Source organism: Thioclava arctica (genome assembly GCF_040892615.1).
In the GTDB taxonomy this organism is placed as follows: domain Bacteria; phylum Pseudomonadota; class Alphaproteobacteria; order Rhodobacterales; family Rhodobacteraceae; genus Thioclava; species Thioclava arctica.
On sequence record NZ_JBFRYC010000012.1, the window covers coordinates 81,440 to 104,930 of the forward strand.

At 59.8% G+C, this 23,491-nt stretch carries 21 protein-coding genes and 6 pseudogenes; 6 read left to right on the top strand and 21 right to left on the bottom strand.

From position 1 onward, the window contains the following. Positions 1-130 precede the first annotated feature (130 nt). The 6 genes and pseudogenes from AB4874_RS16205 to AB4874_RS16230 all read right to left on the bottom strand — a co-directional run. Positions 131-826: pseudogene (locus tag AB4874_RS16205) on the bottom strand (IS3 family transposase); the annotation flags it as partial. Between the two features lie 9 nt (positions 827-835). Next, complete coding sequence (locus AB4874_RS16210; RefSeq protein WP_368392757.1) at positions 836-2,197, bottom strand: IS110 family RNA-guided transposase; 1,362 nt, start codon at positions 2,195-2,197, stop codon at positions 836-838. Between the two features lie 228 nt (positions 2,198-2,425). Continuing rightward, positions 2,426-2,659: pseudogene (locus AB4874_RS16215) on the bottom strand (transposase); the annotation flags it as partial. Between the two features lie 66 nt (positions 2,660-2,725). Beyond that, positions 2,726-2,863, bottom strand: a pseudogene (locus AB4874_RS16220) (IS6 family transposase); the annotation flags it as partial. 76 nt (positions 2,864-2,939) lie between these two features. Then, on the bottom strand, positions 2,940-3,701 hold the full coding sequence (locus AB4874_RS16225; protein WP_368392758.1) for an alpha/beta fold hydrolase: 762 nt from the start codon (positions 3,699-3,701) through the stop codon (positions 2,940-2,942). A 109-nt stretch (positions 3,702-3,810) separates the two neighbouring features. Beyond that, positions 3,811-6,153 (bottom strand): cytochrome P450/oxidoreductase, encoded by a 2,343-nt coding sequence (locus AB4874_RS16230; protein WP_368392759.1) that lies wholly within the window; start codon positions 6,151-6,153, stop codon positions 3,811-3,813. Between the two features lie 232 nt (positions 6,154-6,385). Here AB4874_RS16230 and AB4874_RS16235 point away from each other — a divergent pair, with 232 nt between their 5' ends. Continuing rightward, positions 6,386-7,078, top strand: a complete 693-nt coding sequence (locus AB4874_RS16235; RefSeq protein ID WP_368392760.1) for an IclR family transcriptional regulator — start codon at positions 6,386-6,388, stop codon at positions 7,076-7,078. A gap of 6 nt (positions 7,079-7,084) precedes the next feature. Here the strand turns inward: AB4874_RS16235 and AB4874_RS16240 are convergent, their stop codons facing one another. Next, positions 7,085-7,321: a helix-turn-helix transcriptional regulator gene (locus tag AB4874_RS16240; RefSeq protein WP_368392761.1), complete on the bottom strand. Its 237-nt coding sequence runs from the start codon at positions 7,319-7,321 to the stop codon at positions 7,085-7,087. Here AB4874_RS16240 and AB4874_RS16245 point away from each other — a divergent pair. Then, a complete protein-coding gene (locus AB4874_RS16245; protein ID WP_368392762.1) occupies positions 7,320-8,348 on the top strand; it encodes an IS110 family RNA-guided transposase in 1,029 nt (342 codons plus the stop codon). The genes AB4874_RS16240 and AB4874_RS16245 overlap by 2 nt on opposite strands. 327 nt (positions 8,349-8,675) lie before the next feature. Beyond that, positions 8,676-9,554: pseudogene (locus AB4874_RS16250) on the top strand (transposase); the annotation flags it as partial. Between the two features lie 57 nt (positions 9,555-9,611). Here the strand turns inward: AB4874_RS16250 and AB4874_RS16255 are convergent. Together AB4874_RS16255 and hppD are read right to left on the bottom strand one after the other, a co-directional pair. After that, positions 9,612-10,327: pseudogene (locus AB4874_RS16255) on the bottom strand (IS6 family transposase). A gap of 222 nt (positions 10,328-10,549) precedes the next feature. Next, a complete protein-coding gene (gene hppD, locus AB4874_RS16260; RefSeq protein ID WP_368392763.1) occupies positions 10,550-11,644 on the bottom strand; it encodes a 4-hydroxyphenylpyruvate dioxygenase in 1,095 nt (364 codons plus the stop codon). Positions 11,645-11,774: 130 nt separating this feature from the next. On the opposite strand from hppD, the gene AB4874_RS16265 reads away from it, so the two are divergent. Then, a complete protein-coding gene (locus AB4874_RS16265) occupies positions 11,775-12,230 on the top strand; it encodes an Lrp/AsnC family transcriptional regulator (RefSeq protein ID WP_368392776.1) in 456 nt (151 codons plus the stop codon). A gap of 18 nt (positions 12,231-12,248) precedes the next feature. Here AB4874_RS16265 and AB4874_RS16270 read toward each other — a convergent pair whose 3' ends face one another. From AB4874_RS16270 to AB4874_RS16300, 7 genes are read right to left on the bottom strand one after another with little or no spacing between them, the layout of a single operon-like run. Next, entirely contained in the window at positions 12,249-13,007 is a 759-nt protein-coding gene (locus tag AB4874_RS16270) for an aldolase/citrate lyase family protein (protein ID WP_368392764.1), read from the bottom strand. Positions 13,008-13,016: 9 nt separating this feature from the next. Then, positions 13,017-13,817, bottom strand: coding sequence for a 2-oxo-hept-4-ene-1,7-dioate hydratase (gene hpaH / locus AB4874_RS16275; protein ID WP_368392765.1), 801 nt, complete (start codon positions 13,815-13,817; stop codon positions 13,017-13,019). Continuing rightward, complete coding sequence (locus AB4874_RS16280) at positions 13,811-14,692, bottom strand: fumarylacetoacetate hydrolase family protein (RefSeq protein WP_368392766.1); 882 nt, start codon at positions 14,690-14,692, stop codon at positions 13,811-13,813. Before AB4874_RS16280 ends, hpaH begins: the two co-directional genes overlap by 7 nt. Further along, positions 14,692-16,101 carry a pyridoxal phosphate-dependent decarboxylase family protein gene (locus tag AB4874_RS16285; protein WP_368392767.1) on the bottom strand — a complete coding sequence of 470 codons (1,410 nt, stop codon included), beginning with the start codon at positions 16,099-16,101 and terminating at the stop codon, positions 14,692-14,694. Before AB4874_RS16285 ends, AB4874_RS16280 begins: the two co-directional genes overlap by 1 nt. Positions 16,102-16,147: 46 nt before the next feature. Then, complete coding sequence (hpaD, locus tag AB4874_RS16290; RefSeq protein ID WP_368392768.1) at positions 16,148-17,128, bottom strand: 3,4-dihydroxyphenylacetate 2,3-dioxygenase; 981 nt, start codon at positions 17,126-17,128, stop codon at positions 16,148-16,150. 58 nt (positions 17,129-17,186) lie between these two features. Beyond that, a complete protein-coding gene (gene hpaE, locus AB4874_RS16295) occupies positions 17,187-18,695 on the bottom strand; it encodes a 5-carboxymethyl-2-hydroxymuconate semialdehyde dehydrogenase (RefSeq protein ID WP_368392769.1) in 1,509 nt (502 codons plus the stop codon). Between the two features lie 9 nt (positions 18,696-18,704). Further along, positions 18,705-19,094, bottom strand: a complete 390-nt coding sequence (locus AB4874_RS16300; RefSeq protein ID WP_368392770.1) for a 5-carboxymethyl-2-hydroxymuconate Delta-isomerase — start codon at positions 19,092-19,094, stop codon at positions 18,705-18,707. 117 nt (positions 19,095-19,211) lie between these two features. On the opposite strand from AB4874_RS16300, the gene hpaR reads away from it, so the two are divergent. Continuing rightward, positions 19,212-19,703, top strand: coding sequence for a homoprotocatechuate degradation operon regulator HpaR (gene hpaR / locus AB4874_RS16305; RefSeq protein WP_368392771.1), 492 nt, complete (start codon positions 19,212-19,214; stop codon positions 19,701-19,703). A gap of 61 nt (positions 19,704-19,764) precedes the next feature. After that, complete coding sequence (locus AB4874_RS16310; RefSeq protein ID WP_368392772.1) at positions 19,765-20,217, top strand: MarR family winged helix-turn-helix transcriptional regulator; 453 nt, start codon at positions 19,765-19,767, stop codon at positions 20,215-20,217. Here the strand turns inward: AB4874_RS16310 and AB4874_RS16315 are convergent. From AB4874_RS16315 to AB4874_RS16335, 5 genes and pseudogenes are all read right to left on the bottom strand, one after another. Beyond that, positions 20,214-21,527, bottom strand: a complete 1,314-nt coding sequence (locus tag AB4874_RS16315; protein WP_368392773.1) for a TRAP transporter large permease — start codon at positions 21,525-21,527, stop codon at positions 20,214-20,216. The genes AB4874_RS16310 and AB4874_RS16315 overlap by 4 nt on opposite strands. Further along, positions 21,524-21,970 carry a TRAP transporter small permease gene (locus AB4874_RS16320; protein WP_295533620.1) on the bottom strand — a complete coding sequence of 149 codons (447 nt, stop codon included), beginning with the start codon at positions 21,968-21,970 and terminating at the stop codon, positions 21,524-21,526. Before AB4874_RS16320 ends, AB4874_RS16315 begins: the two co-directional genes overlap by 4 nt. Continuing rightward, on the bottom strand, positions 21,967-23,004 hold the full coding sequence (locus AB4874_RS16325) for a TRAP transporter substrate-binding protein (protein WP_368392774.1): 1,038 nt from the start codon (positions 23,002-23,004) through the stop codon (positions 21,967-21,969). Before AB4874_RS16325 ends, AB4874_RS16320 begins: the two co-directional genes overlap by 4 nt. Before the next feature lie 67 nt (positions 23,005-23,071). Next, positions 23,072-23,311 carry a DUF2783 domain-containing protein gene (locus AB4874_RS16330; protein WP_368392775.1) on the bottom strand — a complete coding sequence of 80 codons (240 nt, stop codon included), beginning with the start codon at positions 23,309-23,311 and terminating at the stop codon, positions 23,072-23,074. After that, a pseudogene (locus AB4874_RS16335) lies at positions 23,311-23,491 on the bottom strand (FAD-dependent oxidoreductase); the annotation flags it as partial. The gene AB4874_RS16330 and the pseudogene AB4874_RS16335, both read right to left, overlap by 1 nt.

Consider the following 23,491-nt stretch of genomic DNA (forward strand, 5'->3'; position numbering starts at 1 on the left):
CCCCGCCAAGCTCCTATAAGGTCACATCTCGCCCGTTGCCGGGGCGACTTGACGGTCGACACGTCAACGCAATGACACGTAGTCAATCGTAACATGGGTCAGGCCATCAAGCCGCAATACCATACTTACAGTCGTGACAGTTTCCGCGACGGCTCATCGAATGCTCCAGATTGTGGCCTCGCAGGAACGCGGCCCAGTCCATGCTGGTGAATTGGCTGCCCTGGTCCGAATGGATCAGAACCTTTCCCTTCGGCTTGCGGCGCCAGACGGCCATGTGCAGAGCCTGCAACACAACGTCCGTAGTCTGCCGGCTCTGCATCGACCAACCAACCACGCGGCGCGAGAAGAGATCGATGACGACCGCCAGGTAGGCAAAGCCCTCCTGCGTGCGGATGTAGGTGATGTCGGTGACCCAGACCTTGTCGGGCGCCCCCACGTCGAACTGCCGGTCGAGAGTGTTGTCGACGACGACCGACGGCCTGCCGCCATATCCACCGGGGCGGCGCTTGTAGCCGATCTGAGCCTTGATCCCAGCCAGCTTCGTCAGACGGGCAACAGGGTTCACGCAGATGCTTTCGCCCTGTTCGATCAGGTCGTCGTGCAGCTTGCGGTGACCATAGACCTTGCCGCTCTCGACCCACGCCTCCTTCAGCATCCTGGTCTGCCGCAGATCCTCTTGGGCCCGCTTGCTCAGCGGGGTCTTCAGCCAAGCGTAGAAGCCGCTCAGTTGGATGCGCAAGCATCGGCACATCGCCCGCACAGAGAACTGCCCGCGATGCTCAGCCACGAACGCGTATCTCACTTGGTATCCCTGGCGAAATACGCGGTGGCCTTCCTAAGAAACAGCCGCTGTCGCCGGGATAGGCGCCAATGCAAATCCCATGGCTTTGGCACGCCTCTGGAGGTTTGAAAGCACGCGTTGCCGATGTCGCTCGTCGTAAGCCGCCGCCCCCTGATCCTGATAGGTCATGCCATGGCGGATGGTGTTGTAGAACAGCACTGCTATTTTGCGCGCTGTCGCCGTAACCGCCTTCTGCTTGCCGATGCGTGATGACAGCCGCCGATAGAACGCGCCCAGGGCCGTGTCGCTTCGTCCAATCGTGACGGCAGCCAACCGCAGCAGGGCCGCCGCGCGGCTTGAAGATCGGCGTGTGCGCGAAGACAGCAGCTTACCGCCAGAGATCTTGTTGCCCGGTGCCAGACAGAGCCACGACGTGAAGTGCTTGGCGCTCTTCCAGGCGCGCAGGTCCGTGCCGCATTCGGCCACCAGCTTCAGTGCCAGCGATGGTCCGAGGCCGTGGATCTGCGTTAGATCAGTTCCCAACACCCCGTAAAGCGCAGCTCGCACGTCGAAGGACGGCGCATTATGCTGTTTGCCCTTGATCCGTGCCTTGGGCAGCGGAGCCAGATCATCGTGGGCCCGGACAGTCAGCGCGGTAACCGCTGCCTCCAGCCTGTGGTCACAAGCCTCGATCTGCGCTTTGTAGAAGTCGTAAAGCTCCAGCGACTGGGTCAGTGCAAAGACGTGCTCATCACGGTTGTTGCCGACCAGTGCCGCCTTAATCGTATCCATCGATGACTTGCAGCGGACATCCCGGAACGCGGCGAGAGCCTCCGGATCGCGCTCGCCACCGACGATGGCGCGGATGATCCGCATGCCGGTCACGCCAGTGACATCGGAGACGACATGATGCAGCTGGAGATTCATCTCCATCAACGCCTTCTGCATGTGCTGGATGTGGGCGGCGGCATACTCGGTGAGCCGTTCCCGTTGGCGCATATAGGCGCGCAAGGTGGCGATCTCGGCTTCAGGTCGGAAACTGCCACGCAGCAGGCCATAGGAGTGGAGCTGCCGCAGCCATCCCGCGTCACTGACATCGGTTTTGCGGCCCGGCACATTCTTGGCGTAGCGGGCATTCACCAGAATGACTTCGAAGCCGTGCTCCTCCAGGATCTCAAAGGCCGGTATCCAGTAAACGCCGGTCGATTCCATGGCCACGCTGGTGACGCCGCACGACCGGAACCAGGCGGCAAGATCGTGCAAATTCTGGGTGAATGTCCCGAAGGCGCGCACTGGCATAATGTCGGTGTCAGGGTTCACTGCGGCCATGTGCATGGTCGAGCCGATGTCGATCGCGGCCACATTTGGGTTGACCATCTTCAAACCCGGGTGGTCGCCGGTCTTACGTTTCGCCATGGCATATCCTCCATTCAAGAAGAAGGGCGTGGGCCATGCAAGTTCGTCATCTTCCTAACCGGGATCACCGCGATGGCGGTGTCACCACTCTCAAGTGCGCATCGGCCCATGTGCCACGTTTTTTAACGGGGTCCAGCCCACCAATAAGCCATCGGCAACTGCCCTTCTGGCGCAGCATAGCACAGGCTGTTTATACTGCGCACAGGCGGGCTGTGGCCCGGAACGGTTTTTTAGGATATCGCGCTCCTCCGTCACCCGCGTCAGTTCCCGCTTCAGACGCCGGATCTCAGCATCCTTCTCTGTCTCGCCGGACGACGCCTTCGCGAACTTGCGCTTCCATGCATAGAGAGAGTGCGCGCTCACCCCGAGCCGCTGCGAAACCTCCGAAACCGGGTATCCACGTTCGGTGATCTGCGCGACAGCGTCTCGCTTGAACTCGTCGCTGAAATTGCCTTTGCCCATCTCGGCCTCCTTGCCTCAAAATTAAGGAAGAAGGCGTCTACGAATCTAGGGGCTATTCACACTACCCACGTCAATGCCACGTTCGAGCAGCATCTCCTCAACCTCACGCAAGCTCAGATTGAACCGGACGTAAAGCCAGACCGCATGGGCAATGATCTCAGGCGGAAAGCGGTGGCGCTTATAGCTGATTGACGGTGTCTGCATCAGCACCGGCTACCTTCAAATCGCGGACCGGGCAATCGGAAGTAGATAATGTGACAACGCCACTTTCGACTATAATTCACTGACCGCTCAGAAATCGCTCAACGCTGGTCGCCAAAGCTACCGGCGTTTCGTTCATCGGGTAGTGCCCGGCATTGGGCATCACCTCTAATTCAGCATTCGGATACCACTGCATGTAGGTGGCCTCCATCACATCGGCGGACAGCGCGGGATCATTCGCCCCAACGATGACTTTCAGCGGCACCGGATTACCAGCGATTTCCTGATGGAAGTCAGCTTTGGTCCAAGAGGGCAGGTAGGCGGCAAAGGCGTCGTCCCGCGCCGTCTCGCCCGAGTAGCGTGCCATAGCATTGATCCAGACCGAGGTGAGCCGGTTGCCGGTGGTGAAGTCAATAATGGCACTGCGGTTGTCCATGTTGGCCGCAGCGCCGCCGAACAGTTCGGCCGAGCCTTCGTCCAATGGCACGCCCGAGGCAGGCACCGGGGTGAGCGCGACCATCTTTTCCACCCGATCAGGCGCATCGGCCAGCACGCGTTGTATGGCCATGCCACCCATTGAGTGGCCGATCAGACTGAACCGTTTCCACCCAAGAGCATCGGCCAGTTCCAGTACATCAGCTGAAATCTCGGCCATGTCATAAGACCCCGTCAACTCACGCGAAGCACCATAACCGCGGTACGAAGGGCAAACATAGGTAAAGGCTTCGGTGTTCAACGCCAGTTTCATAGGATCAAGCATGGTTTGATCCCCGAACCAGCCGTGCAAGGCCAAAACCTTCAACGGCCCATGACCGATTGTCTCATATCCAAGTCGTGCCATTGCGCTTCCTTTACTGTTGGTTAGGGGCGCGTTTTGCGCCTTTCATTGCCAGCCTCGCTTTGGGGAATCGGGCGTTTCTTATTCGACTAGAATGATTATTTGTTGCGCATCACAAAGCAAGCTTGATCCGCTGCCCGTTTTTCGCGCGCGAACAGCATGACATCATGCGCCGGTTCTCGGTACGCTCTGACCTAGTCAAAACCTTGTCGCGATGATCGACGCCACCTTGCAGCACCGTGACTTCGCAGCTGCCACATAGGCCCTCGCAGCAATCGCTGGGCACATCCACACCCGCATTACGCAACGCGTCGAGCAAGGTCTCATCGGCTGCGACGCTAAGATTGAGCCCGGAATCAACCAGTTCCACCTCGAAGGCCCATTCCTTGTCGGGATCAAGCGCGACATTCTGCGCGGTGAAATGCTCGAAGTGGAAGCTGCCATCGGGCAGATCCGCGGTCTGCGCTTCCAGATCGGAAATCATCCGGTCCGGACCGCAGGCATAAATCCGTCCGTCCTCCGGCAGTTCCGCCACAATCTGCGCGAAATCGGCCCGCCCGGTTTCATTGCCGATATGGAGGTGAACGCATCCGCTTGATCCATGATCTGCTTGCAACCGCTCGCGTAGCGCCATCGCACGCCGCGAACGGCCGCAGTAATGAACTTCGTAATCAGCGCCGATCGCCTTGAGCCTGTCTGCCATCGCGATGATCGGCGTGATCCCGATCCCCCCCGCAATCAGGACATGATGAGGGGCGGCCTCGTCCAACCGGAAGAAATTCGACGGCCCACGCAAGCGCAGCTCACCGCCCTCGCGCAGGTGCTCGTGGAAGTGACGCGATCCGCCGCGCCCGGCATCCTCGCGCAGGATCGCGATCTCGTAGCGACCATTGCCTGGCCGCCCGCACAGTGAGTATTTCCGCTCCACATCTCCTAGGCAAAGCTCAATATGCGCGCCCGCACTCCAGTCCGGCAAGGGCCGTCCACGGGCATCTTCCAGCGTGACCCCGATGACACCTTCCGCCTCTTGACGCAGCGCCGAGACCCGAACGCTGCGCGCAATCTCCTTCGCCGCAGGTGCCCCGACGGGGAAGTGCCGAACCTTTTCAGCCAGCGCATGATCATCACGCTCGGGATTGAGCGCGGGATCCCATTCGACCCAAAGCCGATCCGGCCCACGAAACGAGGTGCTCGGCATGTAGCTGAACTCCTGCTCTGCGAGGCGCAGATGGGGCAGACGACGGGTCATTTCTTCTAAGAAAATCCGCATTTCCATTCGACCGATATTCTTGCCCATGCATTGATGTGCGCCATAGCCGAAGGTTAGGTGATCGACGGCATTGTCGCGGTAGATATCGAACCGGTCCGCATTTTCGAAATGCCGCTCGTCTTGGTTCCCCGAAGCCTGCACGATCAAGAGTTTCGCCCCCTCGGGCAGATCGACACCCCCGACCGTCGCGGGCCCGGTTGTCTGACGCCGCCAAGCCACGATCGAGCCGGCATAACGCAGACACTCTTCGACCGCGTTCGGGATCAGGGACGGATCGGCACAAATGTCTTCCCAGGCGGAACGATGGCTTAGCAGCGTCTTGAACATATTGGCCGAGGCAAGCGAGGTGGTCTCATGCGCCGCGACAATGATCGCCATCATCATCGAATGAACATAGCTATCGGTCACGATCTCGGGCATCTCGGCGTTCTTACGGATTGTGTAATGCATCCAACCATCGCCTGCGGTTTCGGCACGCATCTTCTCGATCACCTCGCCAGCATATTGCCAGAACCGCCCGACATCATGGGCGACCTGCACTTGCTGTTCGGGCGTTGGCTTGCCCCAGGTATTAACAGAATGCGCCAGTGAGAAGGTTCGTAGGGTTGCAATCTCATCCTCGGGCACCCCAAGGAAATGCAACGCGACCAGCAGCGGAACCTCGTAGAGCATCGCATCTATCAGCTCAACGCGGCCGCTGTCGATGAAGGCATCAATCCGTTCCCGCGTGAGTTGCCGCACCATCTCCTGCTGCCGCTCTAGGCGTTCGGGCAAAAAATGATCAATCAGCGCGCGACGCCGCGCCATATGGGCGGGTTCGTCCTCGTTCACCATGGTGCGATCCATCGCGTAATCATAGCCGCGTAGCACCTCCACTGCCTCCTTGGTCGGGGGAGTGATCTTTTCCAGCACGTTCTTAGGTGAGAACAGGATCGGGTCGCGGAACACCGCCTTGATATCGTCATAGCGGCTGACCACCCAGTAGCCGAGCTTGGGACTGTAGAAAACGGGCAGTTGATCGCGCGACCAGCGCAGCGCCTCGGCCGGATCGACAAGATATGGCCCTTCGAACGGATCGAACTGCGCCGCCATCTCGGATGCTGGGCAGCCCTTCGCATTCACCGCCGACGAAAATGGACACCCCTGTTCGCGTTGCGCGCGCAACGATGCATCTGACGGCGACATGTCTTCTTCCTCTCTCCGACTCCCTAACGGTGCAATCACACTATTTTACTATTAACGCACAATCAACATTTTTTATCGCACAATCCCTTGCGTACCTTCATCGGGCATTATATCTGGCACGCGCGGGCTGCGACCCTGTAAAACAGCTATCATCGTGGCGTGATTATTTATAAACTGCAGAGCGACTTGTTCATTCAGCGGCACCTCGCAACTTTTGGAGAGGAACCACCCCGTGAAGCCCAAGGGCGATAACTTGCTTCAAACCCTGCGTCGCGGAATGGACGTTTTCACGCTTGTGGCCGAGCGATCTGAGGGGTTGAACGTAGCACAGATCTCCGAGCATCTGGGAGTTGACCGCGCAATCGCCTATCGGCTCGTGGCAACACTTGAGGCGGATGGCTTCGTCGCCCGCGGCGCGGAGGGGCGCGTTCATATGGGGGGCGCAGTCCTAGCACTCGCCGCCGCGATCGAGCCCCAGCTACGCTCCATCGCCGAGCCCGCTTTGCGTCGCATGACCAAACTGGTCGGCGCGACAGCCTTTATGACCGTCGCGCGCGGCAACGAGGCCGTGGCCATCCTCACCGCCGAAGCGGAGACAGGGGTGTTGCGGGTCGGGTACCGCCCCGGAAGCCGACATCCGCTCAACTGCGGCGCGGCGGGCTTAGCAATTCTCTCGGCCCGCGCCGAACATGCCGATGATTCCGATGCGGTGCGCGAGGCGCGGCGAGATGGTTACAGCCTCAGCCAAGGCCAGTTGCAGCGCGGTGCCATTGGCATCGCGGCTCCGCTGCGCCTTGCCCGAACCGGGGCAACGGTGTTCGAGGCCTCGGTGGGTGTTGTCACGCTTGACGATCTCGACCCGGCGCAGGTTGCCCCGCATGTCATCGCCTGCGCCACGGAAATCAGCGCAACACTCGGGTTCTGAAGACACTCACTCCTGACGGCATAGCGCAAAGAGCGCCCCGCGCGAGGCGATTCCCAGCTTGTCATAGGCGCGCTTGCGGTAAGTAGTAACGGTGACTGGCGACACCCCGAGCTGGCCCGCGATAAGCTCGGCCTTTTTGCCCGCCAAGAGACTCTGTTGATGGCGTGGATGCCCCTCCCGACGGCATCGCAATGTGCCATTGTGGTGAGTGTTGAAGCCATCACAGTAGGAAGGAGCATCCATGTCCGAAGTTACAATTATCGGTGTCGACTTGGCAAAGCGCGTTTTCCAGTTGCACGGGGCATACAATGACGGATCCGTCGCGTTTCGTAAGAAGCTTTCACGAGGTCAATTTCTCGCTTTCGTGGCACAGCAGCCTAAATGCATGATCGCCATGGAGGCATGTGCGACTGCGCACGGTTGGGGCCGGGAGCTGGAGAAGCTGGGGCATGAAGTCCGTCTGATCCCGCCGGTTTATGTGAAGCCGTTCGTCAAGCGCCAGAAAAACGACGTGGCTGATGCTGAGGCGATTGCTGAGGCGGCGTTGCGTCCGACCATGCGCTTTGTCGCCGTGAAGACGGAGGATCAACAGGCCCGCGCGATGCTGTTTCGCACACGGCAGATGTTCGTTGGCCAGCGCACCCAGATGATCAACGCCTTGCGCGGTCACCTCGCCGAGCATGGCCTGGTTGCGGCGCGAGGGCCTGCCCATCTTAAACGGCTGGCGGACGCGATCGCAGATGATGACACCGCGCTACCCGACGAGGTTCGGGAGCTTGGCCAGATGTATCTGGAACAGATTGCTTGCCTGACCGCCCGGGTTTCAGAGCTTGACGGAAAGATGAAGCGCGCTGCCAGAAAAGCCAATCTGGTACGTCTGGCGCAAACCATGCCTGGGGTCGGCCCTATCACGGCTTTGGCGATCGAGACATTTGCACCTGACTTGGCCACCTTCAAGCGTGGGCGCGATTTTGCTGCCTGGCTCGGGCTCGTGCCAAGACAGCACTCGACGGGCGGTAAAGCACTGCTCGGGAAGACTTCGAAGATGGGGCAGCGCGATATCCGCACGCTTCTAGTCTCGGGTGCGATGGCTGTTCTTCAAGCGGTCGAGCGGTTTGGAACGCCGAACAATGGCTGGCTCAAGCGTCTGCTGCCCCGCAAGCCACGCATGGTTGCCGCGATTGCGTTGGCGAACAAGATGGCACGTGGCCTCTGGGCCATGATGACGAAACAAGAGGACTACCGGAACCCGGTGACGGAAATGGTCTAAGCGTACCGCGCTTGCCAATTCGTCCCGGCACGTCGGGGGTGTGAGGAGGTCACTGAACAGTAAGGGCAAAGGATCGATCAGATCCGGGGCAGAGAAAGCAGAATTTGTGCAGGAGCCACGAGCTCGGTCTGTTGATATGCCTCTGGTCCGCGCATCGCCATACCGGCCCGCGGCTCTATCAGCGCCGCACATAGAGGCCTGATACATGACCGCACCCGATCACACGCTCGCGCCGTTCAAAAATCACTTGCACCAACGGGGGCATCCATACATGCGCAAATCCTTGGGGGGATTCATCATGGGAATCCAGCGTGGTAGCTGAGCGTCATGAGCAGACCTACACCCCCGACCTACAAGACTAGGAACTGGCCGACCTACAATGAAGCGCTCAAGCGCCGGGGCTCGCTGACGATCCATTGGCCGGTAGGCGATTGCTTGCAATCGCCGTAAGGCTGGTTCGACCCCGAGATGACCTGGGATGCGACGCCGTCAGGCAGGCGGGGCCGCCAGCAGACCTACAGCGATAGGGCCATTCAAACCTGTCTGACGATGAAAGTCTTGTTCGGCGTGGCGCACCGACAAACGACTGAATTCGTCGAGAGCCTGCTGAAGCTGATCGGCTTGGACTGGGCGGTGCCCGACTTCAGCACGCTATCCCGCCGCCAGAAGACCTTGGCCGTGAACATCCCGTATCGCAGCTCGAAGGGGACTTTTTTGCATCTGCTGATCCCCTCTCGTAACATTGCTGCGCAATGCACTGCCGGGCAGTGGACAGCACCGGCATCAAGGTCCCCTCTCGGCCGCATCTTTCAGATGCGCCTGCCGGGCATTGGAGGGTGAAGGCGAGTGGAATGCGCGCAAGCGTGGCGGTCCCAAACGGCGGGTCTGGCGCAAAATCCACCTCCGCTGTCCGGCAGGCGATTGCAAGCAATCGCCGAGAGGGGGATCGACGAGAAAACGCTGGAGATCCGAGCCGTCGAGTTCACCAGAAGTGGCATCGGCGATGCCCCCATGCTGCCGGAATTGCTCGATCAGATACCACCCGAACAGGAGATCGGTAGCGTTACCGCAGATGGCGCCTACGACACGTGCAAGTGCCATGATGCCATTGCGGATCGAGGCGCCGCCGCGTTCGGGCATTCTTTCGGACCAGTGGCAGTCATGCCCTCACTCCCGCCCCGCAAGAGCGCGAAACCATGGAAGTCAAACGGTTCTGTTGAAATTTTTTTGTTCGGCTTGAGGCGAGCTTATCTTCGGGCAGAATTATGCTGCGAGCGCGGCAAATCGCTGGAAATCGGAAAGGCCATTTCGGTCGAACTGACCTTTTCGGATCATATGTGCGGTCTCGATGCCGGCAATGGTTGCCGTGACCGAGGGGATGGCTTTGAAATCGAGCATGGGCCCAGTGATGCGCTAAATGAACCTGTGATCTTGTTCGAGAATATTGTTGAGGTATTTCTTTTGCCTGATGGTAATCAGCTGGCCATTGCCCTTAAACTTGAGGATCACGTTGATCGCCTGAAGCCCTGAAAAATTAGCGCCGCTTTTGTCGGTATTGACCAGCGCAGGTTGGCCATTTGGAGCGATAGCCTGCTTGAAGAAGCGCCGCGCTGCAGCCGTATCACGCCGTTCGGAGAGCATAAAATCAAGGTTTTACCCCAGCGGTCCGTGGCTCTGTGCAAATACATCCACTTACCGCGAACCTTGATATAAGTCTCGTTCGCACGCCAAGTTCCGACCAACTTGCGCTTTTGGCGCTGCGCATTGGTGGCGATCTCGGGGGCGTATTTTACAACTCAGCGGTTAAGGGTCGTATGATCAACTGCAACACCGCGCTCAGCCAAAATTTCTTCGAGATCGCGATAAGACACCGCTTAGCGGGCGAAAAAAACGGCATGAAAGATCACGGATTTCGGATAGCGCGCACCTTTGAAATTTACCGTCACCGAAACATCCTGCTGCTTGTTTGTCGTAGCCATCAGTTGCAAATTAGAGCCAAAAGCGGAAGCCCGCAAATATTTGCAACAGTACCATCTAGACCGCTTATATGATCCGCAAGGGTCAGATCCCGAGCAACGGCACTAACACCTTTCATATCTTGGCGGCGCTCGCAGTATAATTGTGTCCATTGAACAGGCCGACTACGGCTGCGGCAAATCTTTGCGAAACAACCAGCAAAACTGCGCTCCTGACTCATTACGCTACTCTGCGACCAACTCGCCACTTTCGATTTGCTCACGCTCAATCGATTCAAACAGCGCCTTAAAATTGCCCTCGCCAAAGCCGTCATCGCCTTTGCGCTGAATGAACTCAAAGAAGATCGGTCCGATCACCGTTTTCGAGAAAATCTGCAGCAGAATCTTTGTCTCACCGCCCCCCAGCACGCCTTCCCCGTCGATCAGGATGCCGTGTTTCATCATCCGATCAACCGGCTCTTCATGCCCCGTCACCCGGTCGTAGCTCAGGTCGTAATAGGTCTTGGGCGGTGCGGGCATGTAGCGAATACCGCGCTCGGCGATCGCATCGGTGCTGGCGTAAATATCCTCAGACCCGACTGCGATATGCTGAATCCCCTCGCCCTTATACTTCTTGAGAAAGGATACGATCTGACCGGTTTCGCCGCGATCTTCGTTGATCGGGATGCGGATACGCCCACAAGGCGACGTCAAGGCGCGCGAAAACAGCCCGGTAAATTTGCCCTCGATGTCGAAAAACCGGATTTCGCGAAAGTTGAACAGATCGCCGTAGAAGTGGAACCACTTGTCCATGTTACCCTTGAAGACGTTGTGGGTCAGGTGATCGAGATAGTAAAACCCAACGCCCTTCGGCTTTGACGTCTTCAGCCAGTTGAATTCCTCATTATAGGGCGAGGTGGCGTAATACTGATCGGTGAAATAGATCAAGCTACCACCAATGCCGCGAATGGCGGGCCAATCCAGCGTTTTGTCAGCGCCCTCATAAGGCTCTGCGCCCATCTTCACCGCATGATCGAACGCGTGCTGCGCATCCACCACGCGCCAGCCCATTGCCGGTGCGCAGGGGCCATGTTCGTCCACAAAACGCGCAGCAAAGCTGTCGGGATCTGCGTTGATGATGTAGGTGATATCGCCCTGCTGCCAAAGCTCGACCGGTTTGGCTTTATGCGTAGCGACATGTTCATAGCCCATCTTGGCGAACAAATCGCGCAGCTCCTGCGGGTCGGGATGGGCGAATTCGACGAATTCAAACCCGTCGGTGCCGGCGGGGTTTTCGTCAGAAATCTTGGCTTGCGGGGCGTCGTGCGGGAATGGTCCCATGGGTTTCTCCTCCTGTTCGCTGGTTTCAGATTACCCCCCGACGCCCGCGTGGTTTGCGCAAAAGTGATTATTGTCACGCCCAATACGCGTGTGACTTGCGGCCATTGAACAAAAGATGCATTTTTTACGCATGCTGGATGACATCGACAAACGCCTCCTCGCGGAGCTGCAACAAAACGCGCAACTGACCTCGCAAGAGCTGAGCGAGCGGTTGAACCTGTCAGCAAGCCAGATCGGACGGCGGCGGCAGCGCCTTGAGGCAGACGGTCTGATCCGCGCCTATGGGGCGAAACTCGATGCCGAGCGGCTGGGCTTGGCGGTGCAGGCCTTTGTGCAGGTGCAAATGACGCGTCACGGGGCCGAGGCCGCGCGGAATTTTTCACGCCTCATCGCGCTGCAACCCGAGGTCGTGTCGGCTTGGACGCTGACGGGCGAGGCAGACTATCTGCTGCGGGTCTATTGCGCTGACTTGTCCGCCCTGCACCGGCTGATCCATGAGGTGCTGCTGGCGCACACCACGGTCGCCCGCGTGCAAAGCCAGATCGTCATGAACCAGCTAAAACAGGACGCGCCGCTGCCAATTTAGGCGCTGCGTCGCCCGTGCTTAAAAAGCGCCGCGCAACGCGCGCAGTCCAGCGCCGAGCGTGCCGACATCCGAACCAACGGCCAGAAATTCGACGCCCATGTCGCGATAGCTTTGTGCCAGCGCGTGATCCGAGGTCAGGATGCCCGCCGCTTTGCCGCCCGCGCGAATCCGGCTCAGCGCATCGCGCACAGCCGCTTGCACCTCAGGCGCGCCGGGATTGCCAAGGAACCCCATATCGGCGGCCAGATCGGCCGGACCGATAAACACGCCATCTACACCCTCGAGCGATGCAATCTCGTCAAGCGCACCCAGCCCTGCGCGGCTTTCGACCTGCAAGAGCAAACAGGTTTCGTCATTCGCCCGCGCAAGGTAATCGGGGATCGCATTATAAGCCGAGGCGCGCGCCAGCCCTGCCCCCACGCCGCGCACGCCCAGGGGGGGATATTTCATCGAGCGCACAGCCTCGCGCGCCTGCTGCGCGGTTTCCACCATCGGCACCAGAATGGTCTGCGCCCCGATATCCAGCATCTGCTTGATCCCCGCGCGGTTGTCATCGCGCACCCGCACGACCGGATGACTCGCACTGCCGATTGCGCGCAGTTGCGCCAGCACATCGCGCAGCCCGTTCGGCCCATGCTCGCCATCCACCACCAACCAGTCAAAACCGCAATGCGCGGCAAGCTCGGCGGCAGAAGGATCGCCCAAGCTTAGCCAAAGCCCGATCTGGGTCTCACCTGTTTTCAGTCGGGCCTTGAATTGGTTTGTCAGCTTGGGCATGGGGTGTCCTCATTCAAAATCTATACAAACATGGCCGAAGGGGCCGAAATCTGCCGCAATAGCGGTGTGCGCGGGGCATTCTATCGGCGCGATGAACGAGCCGGACAAGATCACCTGCCCCGCCTCGATCCGCTGGCCGTATTGGCCCATCCGGCGCGCCAGCCAGACGATTCCCGTCACCGGATCATTCAGAACCGCCGCGCCCAAGCCCGTCGCCTCGACCGCGCCATTCCTAGTCACAATCGCGCCGGTCCAGCGCAAATCCACGTCCTGCGGATCATGGCGCGCAGCCCCCAGAACGATTCCGGCATTGGCGGCATTATCCGATACCGTGTCACAAATCTTGCGCGCAACACCCGTTGCGGGATCGCAGCGCAAGATCCGCGTATCCAGAATTTCCAGCGCGGGGGTGACGTAATCCGTCGCCGCCAGCACCACCTCGCGAGTGACCTCGCCTTCCAGAGGGGCTTTCATCACAAAGGCAATCTCGGCCTCGATCCTAGGTTGAATGAACCGGCCTGCGGGCACGATGCCCCCGCTATCAAACGCCATGTCATCATACAGCACACCGGAATCCGGCGTCTCGATCCCCAATGCGGCCTGCATGACCTTTGACGTCAGCCCGATTTTCCACCCGAGAATGCGCCGCCCCTGCGCCCGTTTCTGCACCGTCTGCGCGGCTTGAATCGCATAGGCATCATCGAGCGTCATGTCGGGGTGACGCAAACTCAGCAGGCCGATTTGCGTGCGCTCGGCCTCGGCGCGCAGCAGGTCGGCAGCAGCCGTGTCGATCTGGCTCTGGCTTAGCATCGCTCGTCCTCAACGGTGTTGCGCAGACAGCCGATACCCTCGGCCTCGACCTCGATCACATCGCCCGGTTTCAGCCAGACCGGCGGATCAAACCGCGCCCCGGCCCCGGTCGGCGTGCCGCACACGATCACATCGCCGGGCACCAGCGTGGTAAAGGTCGAGACGTAATTCACGATATAGCGAAAATCGAAAATCATCCGGCCCGTGCGATCCTGTTGGCGGATCTCGCCATTGACGCGAGTCTCTAGCGCAATGTCATCAAGCTGCGCGGCATCGCGAAACGGCACGAGCCACGGCCCGATGGCACCCGAGCGATCCCAGTTCTTGCCTTGCGTCACGTTGAACTTCGCGTGACGCACCCAATCGCGGATCGTGCCCTCGTTGCACAGGGTCAGCGCGGCAATGTGGTCATAGGCGTCTTCGCGCGTAATCCGGCGCCCGCCCTTGCCGATCACGATCACCACCTCGCCCTCGTAATCAAGCTGCGGGGATTCCGGCGGGCGGATCAACGGTTGGTTATGGCCGGTAAAACTGCGCGGGAAGCGGATGAACATCGACGGATAGGGCGGTGCCTCTTGGCCGTCCTTATACTCGGCGTTGCGATCAGGGAAATTCACGCCAATACAAATCAGCTTTTCGGGCGCGGCGATTGGAATGAGAAACGCGACCTCGGCCTCGTTGAACGTCGGCGCGCGCCCCTCGGCAGCCGCAATGACCTCATCCAGCGCACCAGCCTCGATAACTTGCTGTAGCCCTTTGAAACGCGACCCGAACTCTGGTGTGAGATCGACAATGCCCGCATCGCGCATCACCCCGTAGCGGTCAACGCCATCGGCACGAAACGCGACAAGTCTCGGAGGCGTTTTCTGGTCCATCATCTTTCCTCGGCTTTCAGGCCCAGACCGTCAAGAATGGCGGCATAGGCAATATCAATATCGGCTTCGCGCATCGCATGAGACCCCGCCTGAAAGCGGATCACAAGACGCCCGTCGACACGCGTCTGGGTCAGATAAATCCGCCCGTCGTCATTGATTGCGGTGACATGCGCAATCGTGTCTGCGTCCAGCGCGCCCTCGCGGCGAAACGAGAACAGCGACAAAACCGGCGCGGTCACAATTTCCACGCCCGGCGTCGCGGCCAGTCGATCATGCAAGTCCCCGGCCCAACGCACATGATCGCGGATCATGCTGCGCAGCCCTTCCAGCCCGTGAAAGCGCAGCAGGAACCACAGTTTCAACGCGCGGAACCGGCGGCCAAGTGGCACGGACCATTCAGAATAATTGATGATCCCGTCTTGACCGTGCGTCTTGAGATATTCGGGCTGGATCGCCAGCGTGCGCACCAGAATTTCGGGATCGCGAATGAAATGCGCCGAGCAGTCAAAAGACGCGCCAAGCCACTTATGCGGGTTGAACACAACCGAATCCGCGCCCTCGACGCCCGCCCAAAGATCGCGAAACTCGGGGCAGATCATCGCTGATCCCGCCCAGGCCGCATCGACATGGATCAGCAGGTCATGGGCATGCGCGACCTCAACCAATTTGGCGATGTCATCGCTCGCCCCGGTGCCCGTTGCCCCCACGCAGCCGATCACCCCGGCGGGGGTGTGGCCAGCCGCTATATCGGCGCGGATCGCCGCCTCAAGCTGCTCTGGCGGCAGCGTACCGCTCAGCGGATCTGCGGGAATCTTCACAAGATTATCCTGCCCGATCCCCGCAATCCAGATCGCGCGATCAATCGAGGAATGCACCTGATCGGAGCAATAGATCCGCAGACGCGGCATTTGCGACAGCCCCGCGCGGTTGCCCTGCCAGTCCAGCGTGCGCTCGCGCATCATCAGCACCGCCGCCAAGGTCGCTGACGAGGCGCTGTCCTGAATAACGCCCGAAAAGGTCTCGGGCAGGCCCAGTGCTGCGCCCAGCCATTCCACCATCCGGGTCTCCAGCTCGGTCGCCGCCGGAGAGGTCTGCCACAGCATACATTGCGCTGCCATCGCGGTGACAAGATATTCCGCCACCACCGAAACGGGCGCCGCGTTGCTGGGAAAATACGCAAAAAAGCGCGGGTGCTGCCAATGAGTCATGCCCGGCTCGATCAGCGTTTCGAACTCTTCGAAGATCCGCTCCATCTCTTCGCCGGTTTCAGGCGGTTTGGGCGGGATCGCGCGATAAATCTCACCCGGGCTGGTGCGCGCACGCACGGGGCGATCCGCCAGCCTGTCGCGATATTGCACGCCCCAAAGCGCAGCGCGGCGCGACCATGTTTCGAAATCCAACTTATCCATGTCTTGCCTTTCTCGGATGGCGGCGCAGCTTATGGTTCCCGCACCGTTACGGCGCGATGATCGGCGTGGCTTCCATGTCGCTTGCAACCGGTGTGACATCTTTGAAAACCGACCCGTCTTCGAACCAGCTGCGCGGAGCGGGCGCGCCCCAAAGCGTCTGGCGTTGCGGATCTTTGAGATCCCATTTGATCGGTTCAAGATCGGGATCAACCGTCTGGTAATCCGAGCAGTAAATCTCGATCCGGTGGCCATCGGGGTCAAGGATATACAGAAAGAACGCGTTGGAAATCCCGTGCCGCCCCGGTCCGCGCTCGATATTGGCGACATAGCCGGTGGTGGCCATCAAATCGCACAGGTCGATGATGTTAAGCGGCGTGGGCACCCAGAATGCGGTGTGATGCAGGCGCGGGCCAAGACCGTTGGTAAAGGCAAGGTCATGCACGCCGCCCTTGCGATGCGTCCAGGCCGCCCAAAGACGCCCGGTTTCCTCATCCTCGGTATATTCGGTGACGCGGAACCCGATCTGGTTGTAGAAATCGACCGCCTTGTCCACGTCGCTTGCGAAACAGTTGAAGTGATCAATTCGCAGCGGTTTGACGCCTTTATACAGCGCGTATTTCTGATGGATCGGAGGCAATCGGTCCATCTTGAAATAGAGCTCGATCGGCATTCCGAAACAATCCTGCGTGCGCAAGGTGCGCCCCTGATAGGCGCGCTCGACCCATTCCACGGTGTGGCCTTGGGCGGCAAACCAGTCATACGCCCTGTCCAGCTCGCCCTCGTCATAGACCTTGAACGCCAAGGAGCGCACATCGCTTTGCTCTGATTTGACCAAGACCATGCAGTGATGGCCTCGCTCTTCCATAGCGCGCAGAAAGATGTGGCTGTCGTCCTCATCAGTGACTTGCAGACCCAGCGTATCAACGTAAAAGGCGCGGCTGGCGGCCGGATCCTTGACGCCGAACACGACATGGGACAGCCGGATGATATTGAAGGGCGGATAGAGGTTCGGGGCTGGAATGGGCATATCTCTCTCCCAGAGTTTGGATCAAATGGGCAGCCCTCCTCGGCCACCCGAAGAAGGTTCAACCAAGTTTCGGCACTTTGTGAATCTGGCGCGGGAACGAGACGTTGACCGTCTCCATATAGAAATCGAACGACCAGTCGCCGCCGTCGCGCCCGATACCGCTGGCTTTCACCCCGCCAAACGGTGCAGGCAGATGGCGCACGTTTTCGGAATTCACCCAGATCATGCCCGCGTCTAAATCATCGGTCATCCGCATCGCGCGGTTCAGATCATTCGTCCAAAGATAGGCGGCAAGACCATATTGCACGTCATTGGCCAGCGCGAGCGCCTCGGCTTCGTCCTTAAAGGAAATCGCCGTCAGCACGGGGCCGAAAATCTCCTCTTGCGCAATCGTCATGTCATTGGTCGCGTGGGTGAACAGGGTCGGCGCGACATAGCAGCCTGTCTCGCCCAGCTTTTTACCCCCGGCAGCGATGGTCGCCCCCTCGGTGCGCGCGGCGTCGAAATAGGACAGCACCTTGGTCTCATGCTCGGGATGGATCAACGGCCCGACCACGGTTTCAGGGTCAAGCGGATGGCCGACCTTGATATTGGCCGCAACCTTGGCGACGCGGGCGGTGAACTCCTCGTAAATGCTATCCTGCACCAGAAGCCGCGACGAGGAGGTGCAGCGTTCGCCATTCAGCGAGTAGATCATAAAGGACGCAGCATCTGCGGCGCGCTCCAGATCGGCATCCTCGAACACGATAACGGGGTTCTTCCCGCCCAGTTCGAAATGCACCCGCTTGAGCGTATCCGCCCCCTGTTTCATGATCATCGACCCGGTGCGGCTTTCGCCGACAAAGGCGATTGCCTTGATATCGAGATGTTCAGTCAGGCGTTTGCCCGCATCCTCGCCAAAGCCGTTCACAAGGTTCAGCACGCCTTTGGGCAGACCCGCCTCTTCGGCGATCTCGACCAGCAGCTTGGCCGTCATCGGCGAAAATTCCGCAGGCTTGTGCACCACCGTGCAGCCCGAGGCCAAGGCCGGTGCGATCTTCCAGGTGGAGAGCATAAAGGGCGTATTCCACGGCGTAATCACCCCCACCGGCCCGATCGGGCGGCGCGCAGTCACGTTCATCTGGTTGGCATTGCGCAGGCTCAGCCCGTCTTCCGCCATCGGGGCCTTATCAGCAAAAAACCGGAAATTCGCCGCCCCGCGCAGCGCCGCCTTGGACATGAAGCGCAGCGCCTGCCCGGTATCAAGACATTCCGTAAACGCGATGCGCTCGGCATTGGCCTCAATTGCCTCGGCCACTTTGATCAGGATTTTGCGCCGCTCGACGCCGGGCGTTCTGGACCACGTCTTGAACGCCTCTTTCGCAGCGGCGACGGCGCGGTCGATATCCTCGGCCCCGCCCTTGGCGACCTTGGCAAGCGGTGTCAGATCAACCGGCGAGATCGTGTCAAACGTCGCCCCCGAAACCGCAGGCACGCTTTGGCCGGCAATATGGTTTTGCACACCCGTATCGGCGAAATGGGCGATATAGCCCTGCGCCCGCAAAAGATTGTCTGTCAGATCGCTCATTTGTGGTCCTCAGCTCTTGCCCGACAGGCGGGCATGGATCGGGGTCTGCTTCCAGCTTAGCTCCGGGTCGATCACACGGATTTCCAGCGAAAGCGCGAAATGGGGGGTGGCAAGGGGAGCTTTGAGTGCTGTTTGCGCCGCCGCGAAAATAAGATCGCCCGCGCTGCGCAGCGCGTCATTGGAGCGCCCCGCCCCAACCGACAGCGTCATCGCGGCAAAGTCGTTTTCAGCCAAACCGTCGGCAATGATCGCGTGGTCGGCGCAAAAGGCGCGCACGCGAATTCCCGCAAGCGGAAAAATTCCGGCGGCGCACATCGCACCATGCACGGCGTGACACAGCGCGGCAATATCGGCGCGCTCGCCAAGGCCGCGCGAATATTCGATCCTCAGATGGGGCACGACTCTCCTCCCGTGATCCCTTTTGTTTAACATGTTAAGTTTGGCGCGTCTTGTCAAGCGCGCAAAAGAACAAGATGTTGCACGCATTGACCTGCAACAACGAAAGAGTGCGAAATCATGGCCGAAAAGGCTCCCCTTCCGGCTGTGCGCGACGGGTTCGAACTGACTGCGGCGCAGCGTTCCTTGCCTATTGCCCTGCTGCGCGCGCGAGAGATGGTGATGGAGCGCTTTCGTCCGATGCTGAACGCCCATGACGTGAGCGAGCAGCAATGGCGCGTGCTGCGGGTGTTGCGCGAAAGCGGTGCGATTGATGCGACGAAACTGGCCGAGCGCGCCTGTGTTCTGGCCCCCTCGCTGACCCGAATGCTGCGCAGCCTTGAAGGGCGCGGCCTTATCGAGACCCGGCGCGACACCGAAGATCGCCGCCGCGCGCGGGTCGCCCTTACTGCGCAAGGCGACGCGTTTTTACGCGCAGCCTCGCCGCAGAGTGCCGCGATCTATGCCCAGCTAGAGGCCGAGGTCGGCGCGCAGCGCATTGCCCGCCTGCTGGACGAATTGAACGACTTCATGGCCGCACTGGACCAATCACAAGGCCCGACAAAGCGCTGACGTTGATCGTTTCATTTCAAATGAAATCCTTTAAGATAGCTGCGCATAGATCGGATTTCGCATGAAACTAGAAGAGTTCTTCCCCTATCGCCTTGCCATCGCGGCCGAGGCCTTCTCGCGCAACCTGCAAGATGTGTATGCGCGCGAATTCGGCCTGTCGCGTGAGGAATGGCGCTTGATGTCCATCCTTGATGGGGTTGGGCGCATCAGTTCGCTCGACATCGCCCGGCGTACGACGCTTGATAAGGTGCAGGTCAGCCGTGCCGCCGCGCGCCTTGAGGCCAAGGGCCTAATCGCGCGCCATATTCCCGACAGCGACCGGCGGTTGCGCGAATATGAATGCACCCCAACCGGGCATGACATCTATGTAAAGGCCCGCAGCAAGGTGAACGCCCGCGCGCAAGCGATGCTGGATGCCATGCCCAGCGCGCAGCGCGAGGCGCTTGAACAGGGCGTCAACGCCCTGATCGAAACGCTCGCGCTGGATATCGAGACGCGCAAAGACCCAAGCTAACCGCCCACCAGCCAAAGCGAGATGATCGGGAAGGCCACGATCAGCGTGATGCGCACGATATCGGCCACCCAGAACCACAAGATCCCGCGAAACATCGTCGAAAGCGGCACATCCGGCAGCACCGAGCGCAGCACAAACACGTTCATCCCCACTGGCGGCGTAATTAGCGAAATCTCGGTTGCAACGACCACGATCACCGCAAACCAGATCAACGCGTTATCGGGGTTCGACAAAATGCCCGAACCGAAATCGAGCTGATAAATCAGCGGGTAGAAAATCGGCACGGTCAGCAAGATCATCGACAGGCTTTCCAGCACCATCCCCAGCACCATGTAGATCAGCACGATCAGGATGATGACCTCATAGCCGCCAAGGCCAAGGTTGTTGACCAAATCCGCCAGCGCATCGGGCAGCCCCGCGAAGGTGATGAAATTACCGAAAATCTCGGCCCCGATTACGATGGCAAAAATCATCGCCGAGGCAATCGCCGCATCAATCAGCGCGCCCCAAAGCGCCTTGAGCCGAAGCCCCCCAACCGCCGCCGCGATGACAACAGCCGCCGCAGCGCCCATGCCTGCCGCTTCAATCGGGGTGAAGAACCCGCCGTAAATGCCCACCATGATAAAGATAAACAGCGCCAGCGTTGCCAACACGCCGACGATATCGGTGCGCTTCATCGCGACGGGTTTGCGCACCTCGGGGGCGAGTTCCGGCTTCAGGCGTACCGCCACCATCACCGCAACCAGATACAGGCCAATGCCCAAGATGCCCGGCACGATGCCCGCGATGAACAGCTTACCGATATCGCTTTCGGTAAGCAGGCCAAAGATGATCATGATCACCGAAGGCGGGATCAAAATTCCCAGCGTGCCCCCCGCCGCAATTGCTCCGGTCGCAAGACTGTCGTGATAGCCAAACCGGCGCATCGACGGCATCGCCACTTTCGACATTGTGGCCGCCGTGGCCAAGGACGAGCCGCACACAGCCGAAAACCCGCCGCAAGACAGGATCGTAGCCATCGCCAGCCCGCCGCGCATCCGTCCGAAGACCCGATCTGCGCCGGTGAACAGACCGCTTGCAATGCCAGACCCCGCCAGCACATTGCCCATAAAAATAAATAACGGCACGACCGAGAGCGAATAATTCATCCCGGTCTCAAATACCGCGCTGCCCACCATCGACCCCGCAGCGTCAACGCCCCGCATCGCGGCAAAGCCCGCCCCGCCCACCAGTGCCATCGCAAACGCAATCGGAACACGCAAAAACACAAGCGCCAGCAGAATGGCAAGCGCAATAAGAGAGATCGTCATGTGGGCCTCCGAAGGATCGCGACCACTGCGGAGACAGCAAAGCTAAGACTGCCAATCACGCCCAAATACCAAAGCTTGATGCCAAGGCCCGATGTTGCAAGTTGTGTGTGGAACTGGTCTTGCGTCAGGATCACAAGCCGCCACGCGAAATACGCCATGACCAGTGCCGCGACTGCCCCGCCGATCCGCGCCAGCGCGCGCTGCACGACCGCCGGGAGAAGCGGCACCAGCAGATCGACCTCGACATGCCCGCCCTTGCCTGTGGTCAGCGGCATTGCCACAAAGACCAGCGCGCCCAGCAGCACCTGCGTGATTTCGTACGCGCCGGTCAGCGGGTTGTTGAAAGCATAGCGGCCAATCACGTCGATGCAGGTGACGAGGATCAACCCCGTCACCAGACCCGCTGCGATCGCCTCAAGAATGAAGCGGACGCGTGCAATCATACGGACACGCCCGTCATCTTGCGGAATTCGGCCAGTGCGGCGCGCCCGTCATAGGCGCTGTCCAGACTTGCACTCCACTCATCCTCGAATTTGCCGCCCTTTATGCGGATCGCCGCGATCAGTTCGTCGGGCGCTGCGGTAACCTCGATCCCGGCCTTCTTTCCAGCTGCAACACCGAGTTGATCGGCGTGATCCCAAGCTTTGCCCCCGCGTTCGGCGAATGCCAGCCCAGACAGCGCGGTGATCGCGTCTTGGTCGGCAGGCGAAATCATGTTCCATTTGGCGGGGTTCATCACCAAGAACCAAGTAGTATTGTAGATGCCGCCAGGAATGGTCGTGGTGTATTTGAGCAGTTCCGCCAAATTGTAGGAATTGAGCGGATCCTCCGGAAAGGTCACCCCGTCAACCACCCCGCGCGAGAGTTTCTCGTAAACCTCGCCCGGCGACGTCATGATCGGCACCGCACCGAATGCGGTCATCAGATCCGCGATGTAGCCCCCAGGAGTGCGCAGCTTCATCCCTTCGAGATCTTTTGCCGCCAAAACCGGACGCAGTGTATTATGGATCACACCCGGACCATGGTTGAACAACCCCAGCAGATGCGTTCCGGCGTGTTCCTTATCGGCACCCAGCTTTTCGGTGTAGACCGTCCAGAAAGCCTTCGAGATGGACACGGCGTCATCGCCGAGCAGGCTGAACTGACCGATCCGTGAATTCTTGAACCGATTATCTTGGGTAAAGCTGTGCAGACCGTAGGTGATATCGGCAACGCCATCGCGCGCCATATCGAAATGCGACGGCGGCGAGCCGAGCGGCTTGACCAGCACACGAATGCGCACGCGGCCTTCGGTGGCTTTCTCGATATCCTTGGCCCAGGGCTTGATTGCATCCACAACAATCGGGTGGCGCGGCGGTAGCCAGCTCGATAGCACCAGATCGACGCCATCAGCGCGCGCCGGAATTGCCGGCAACGCAAGGGCTGCGCCCGCCATCGCGGCCGTTCCCAGGAATGCTCGTTTGGTTAGTTTACTCATCATCGTTTCCTCCCCTGAATGATGAATTCACGCGAAATTTCGCGCTTCCTCTTGTTGTCTCAACGCGTCAAACGCCTGTCGAAATCGGGCGCGGCGTTGCGCTTTCGGCTGCAGCTTGCACAGCACGACCCGCCAGTTCAAAGGCGTCCTCAAGCACCTGCGCATCGCCGATATGGTTCATCAAGATCAGGATCAGGCGGGCGTTGAACGCAGCGCTTTGCGCCTCGCTCAGCCCCTGATGCGCCGCGATCAGCCGTTCATAAATCCCGTCGTGATCTTGCATATTGAGCTGCGTAATCAGGCTCATCATCGCCCCTCCGTGATCGCTGCAAGTTGCGCTTGGATTGTATCCGCATCGGCCTCGGTCCAGCGCGCTGCCACGATTTGATCGGGCCGGATCAGATACAAAGCCTGCCCCGCCTGCCCCAGATAGCGTTGGCGCAGCTCGGGGGTCTCGGGCAGTTCCAGCACACGCATCCCGTACCCT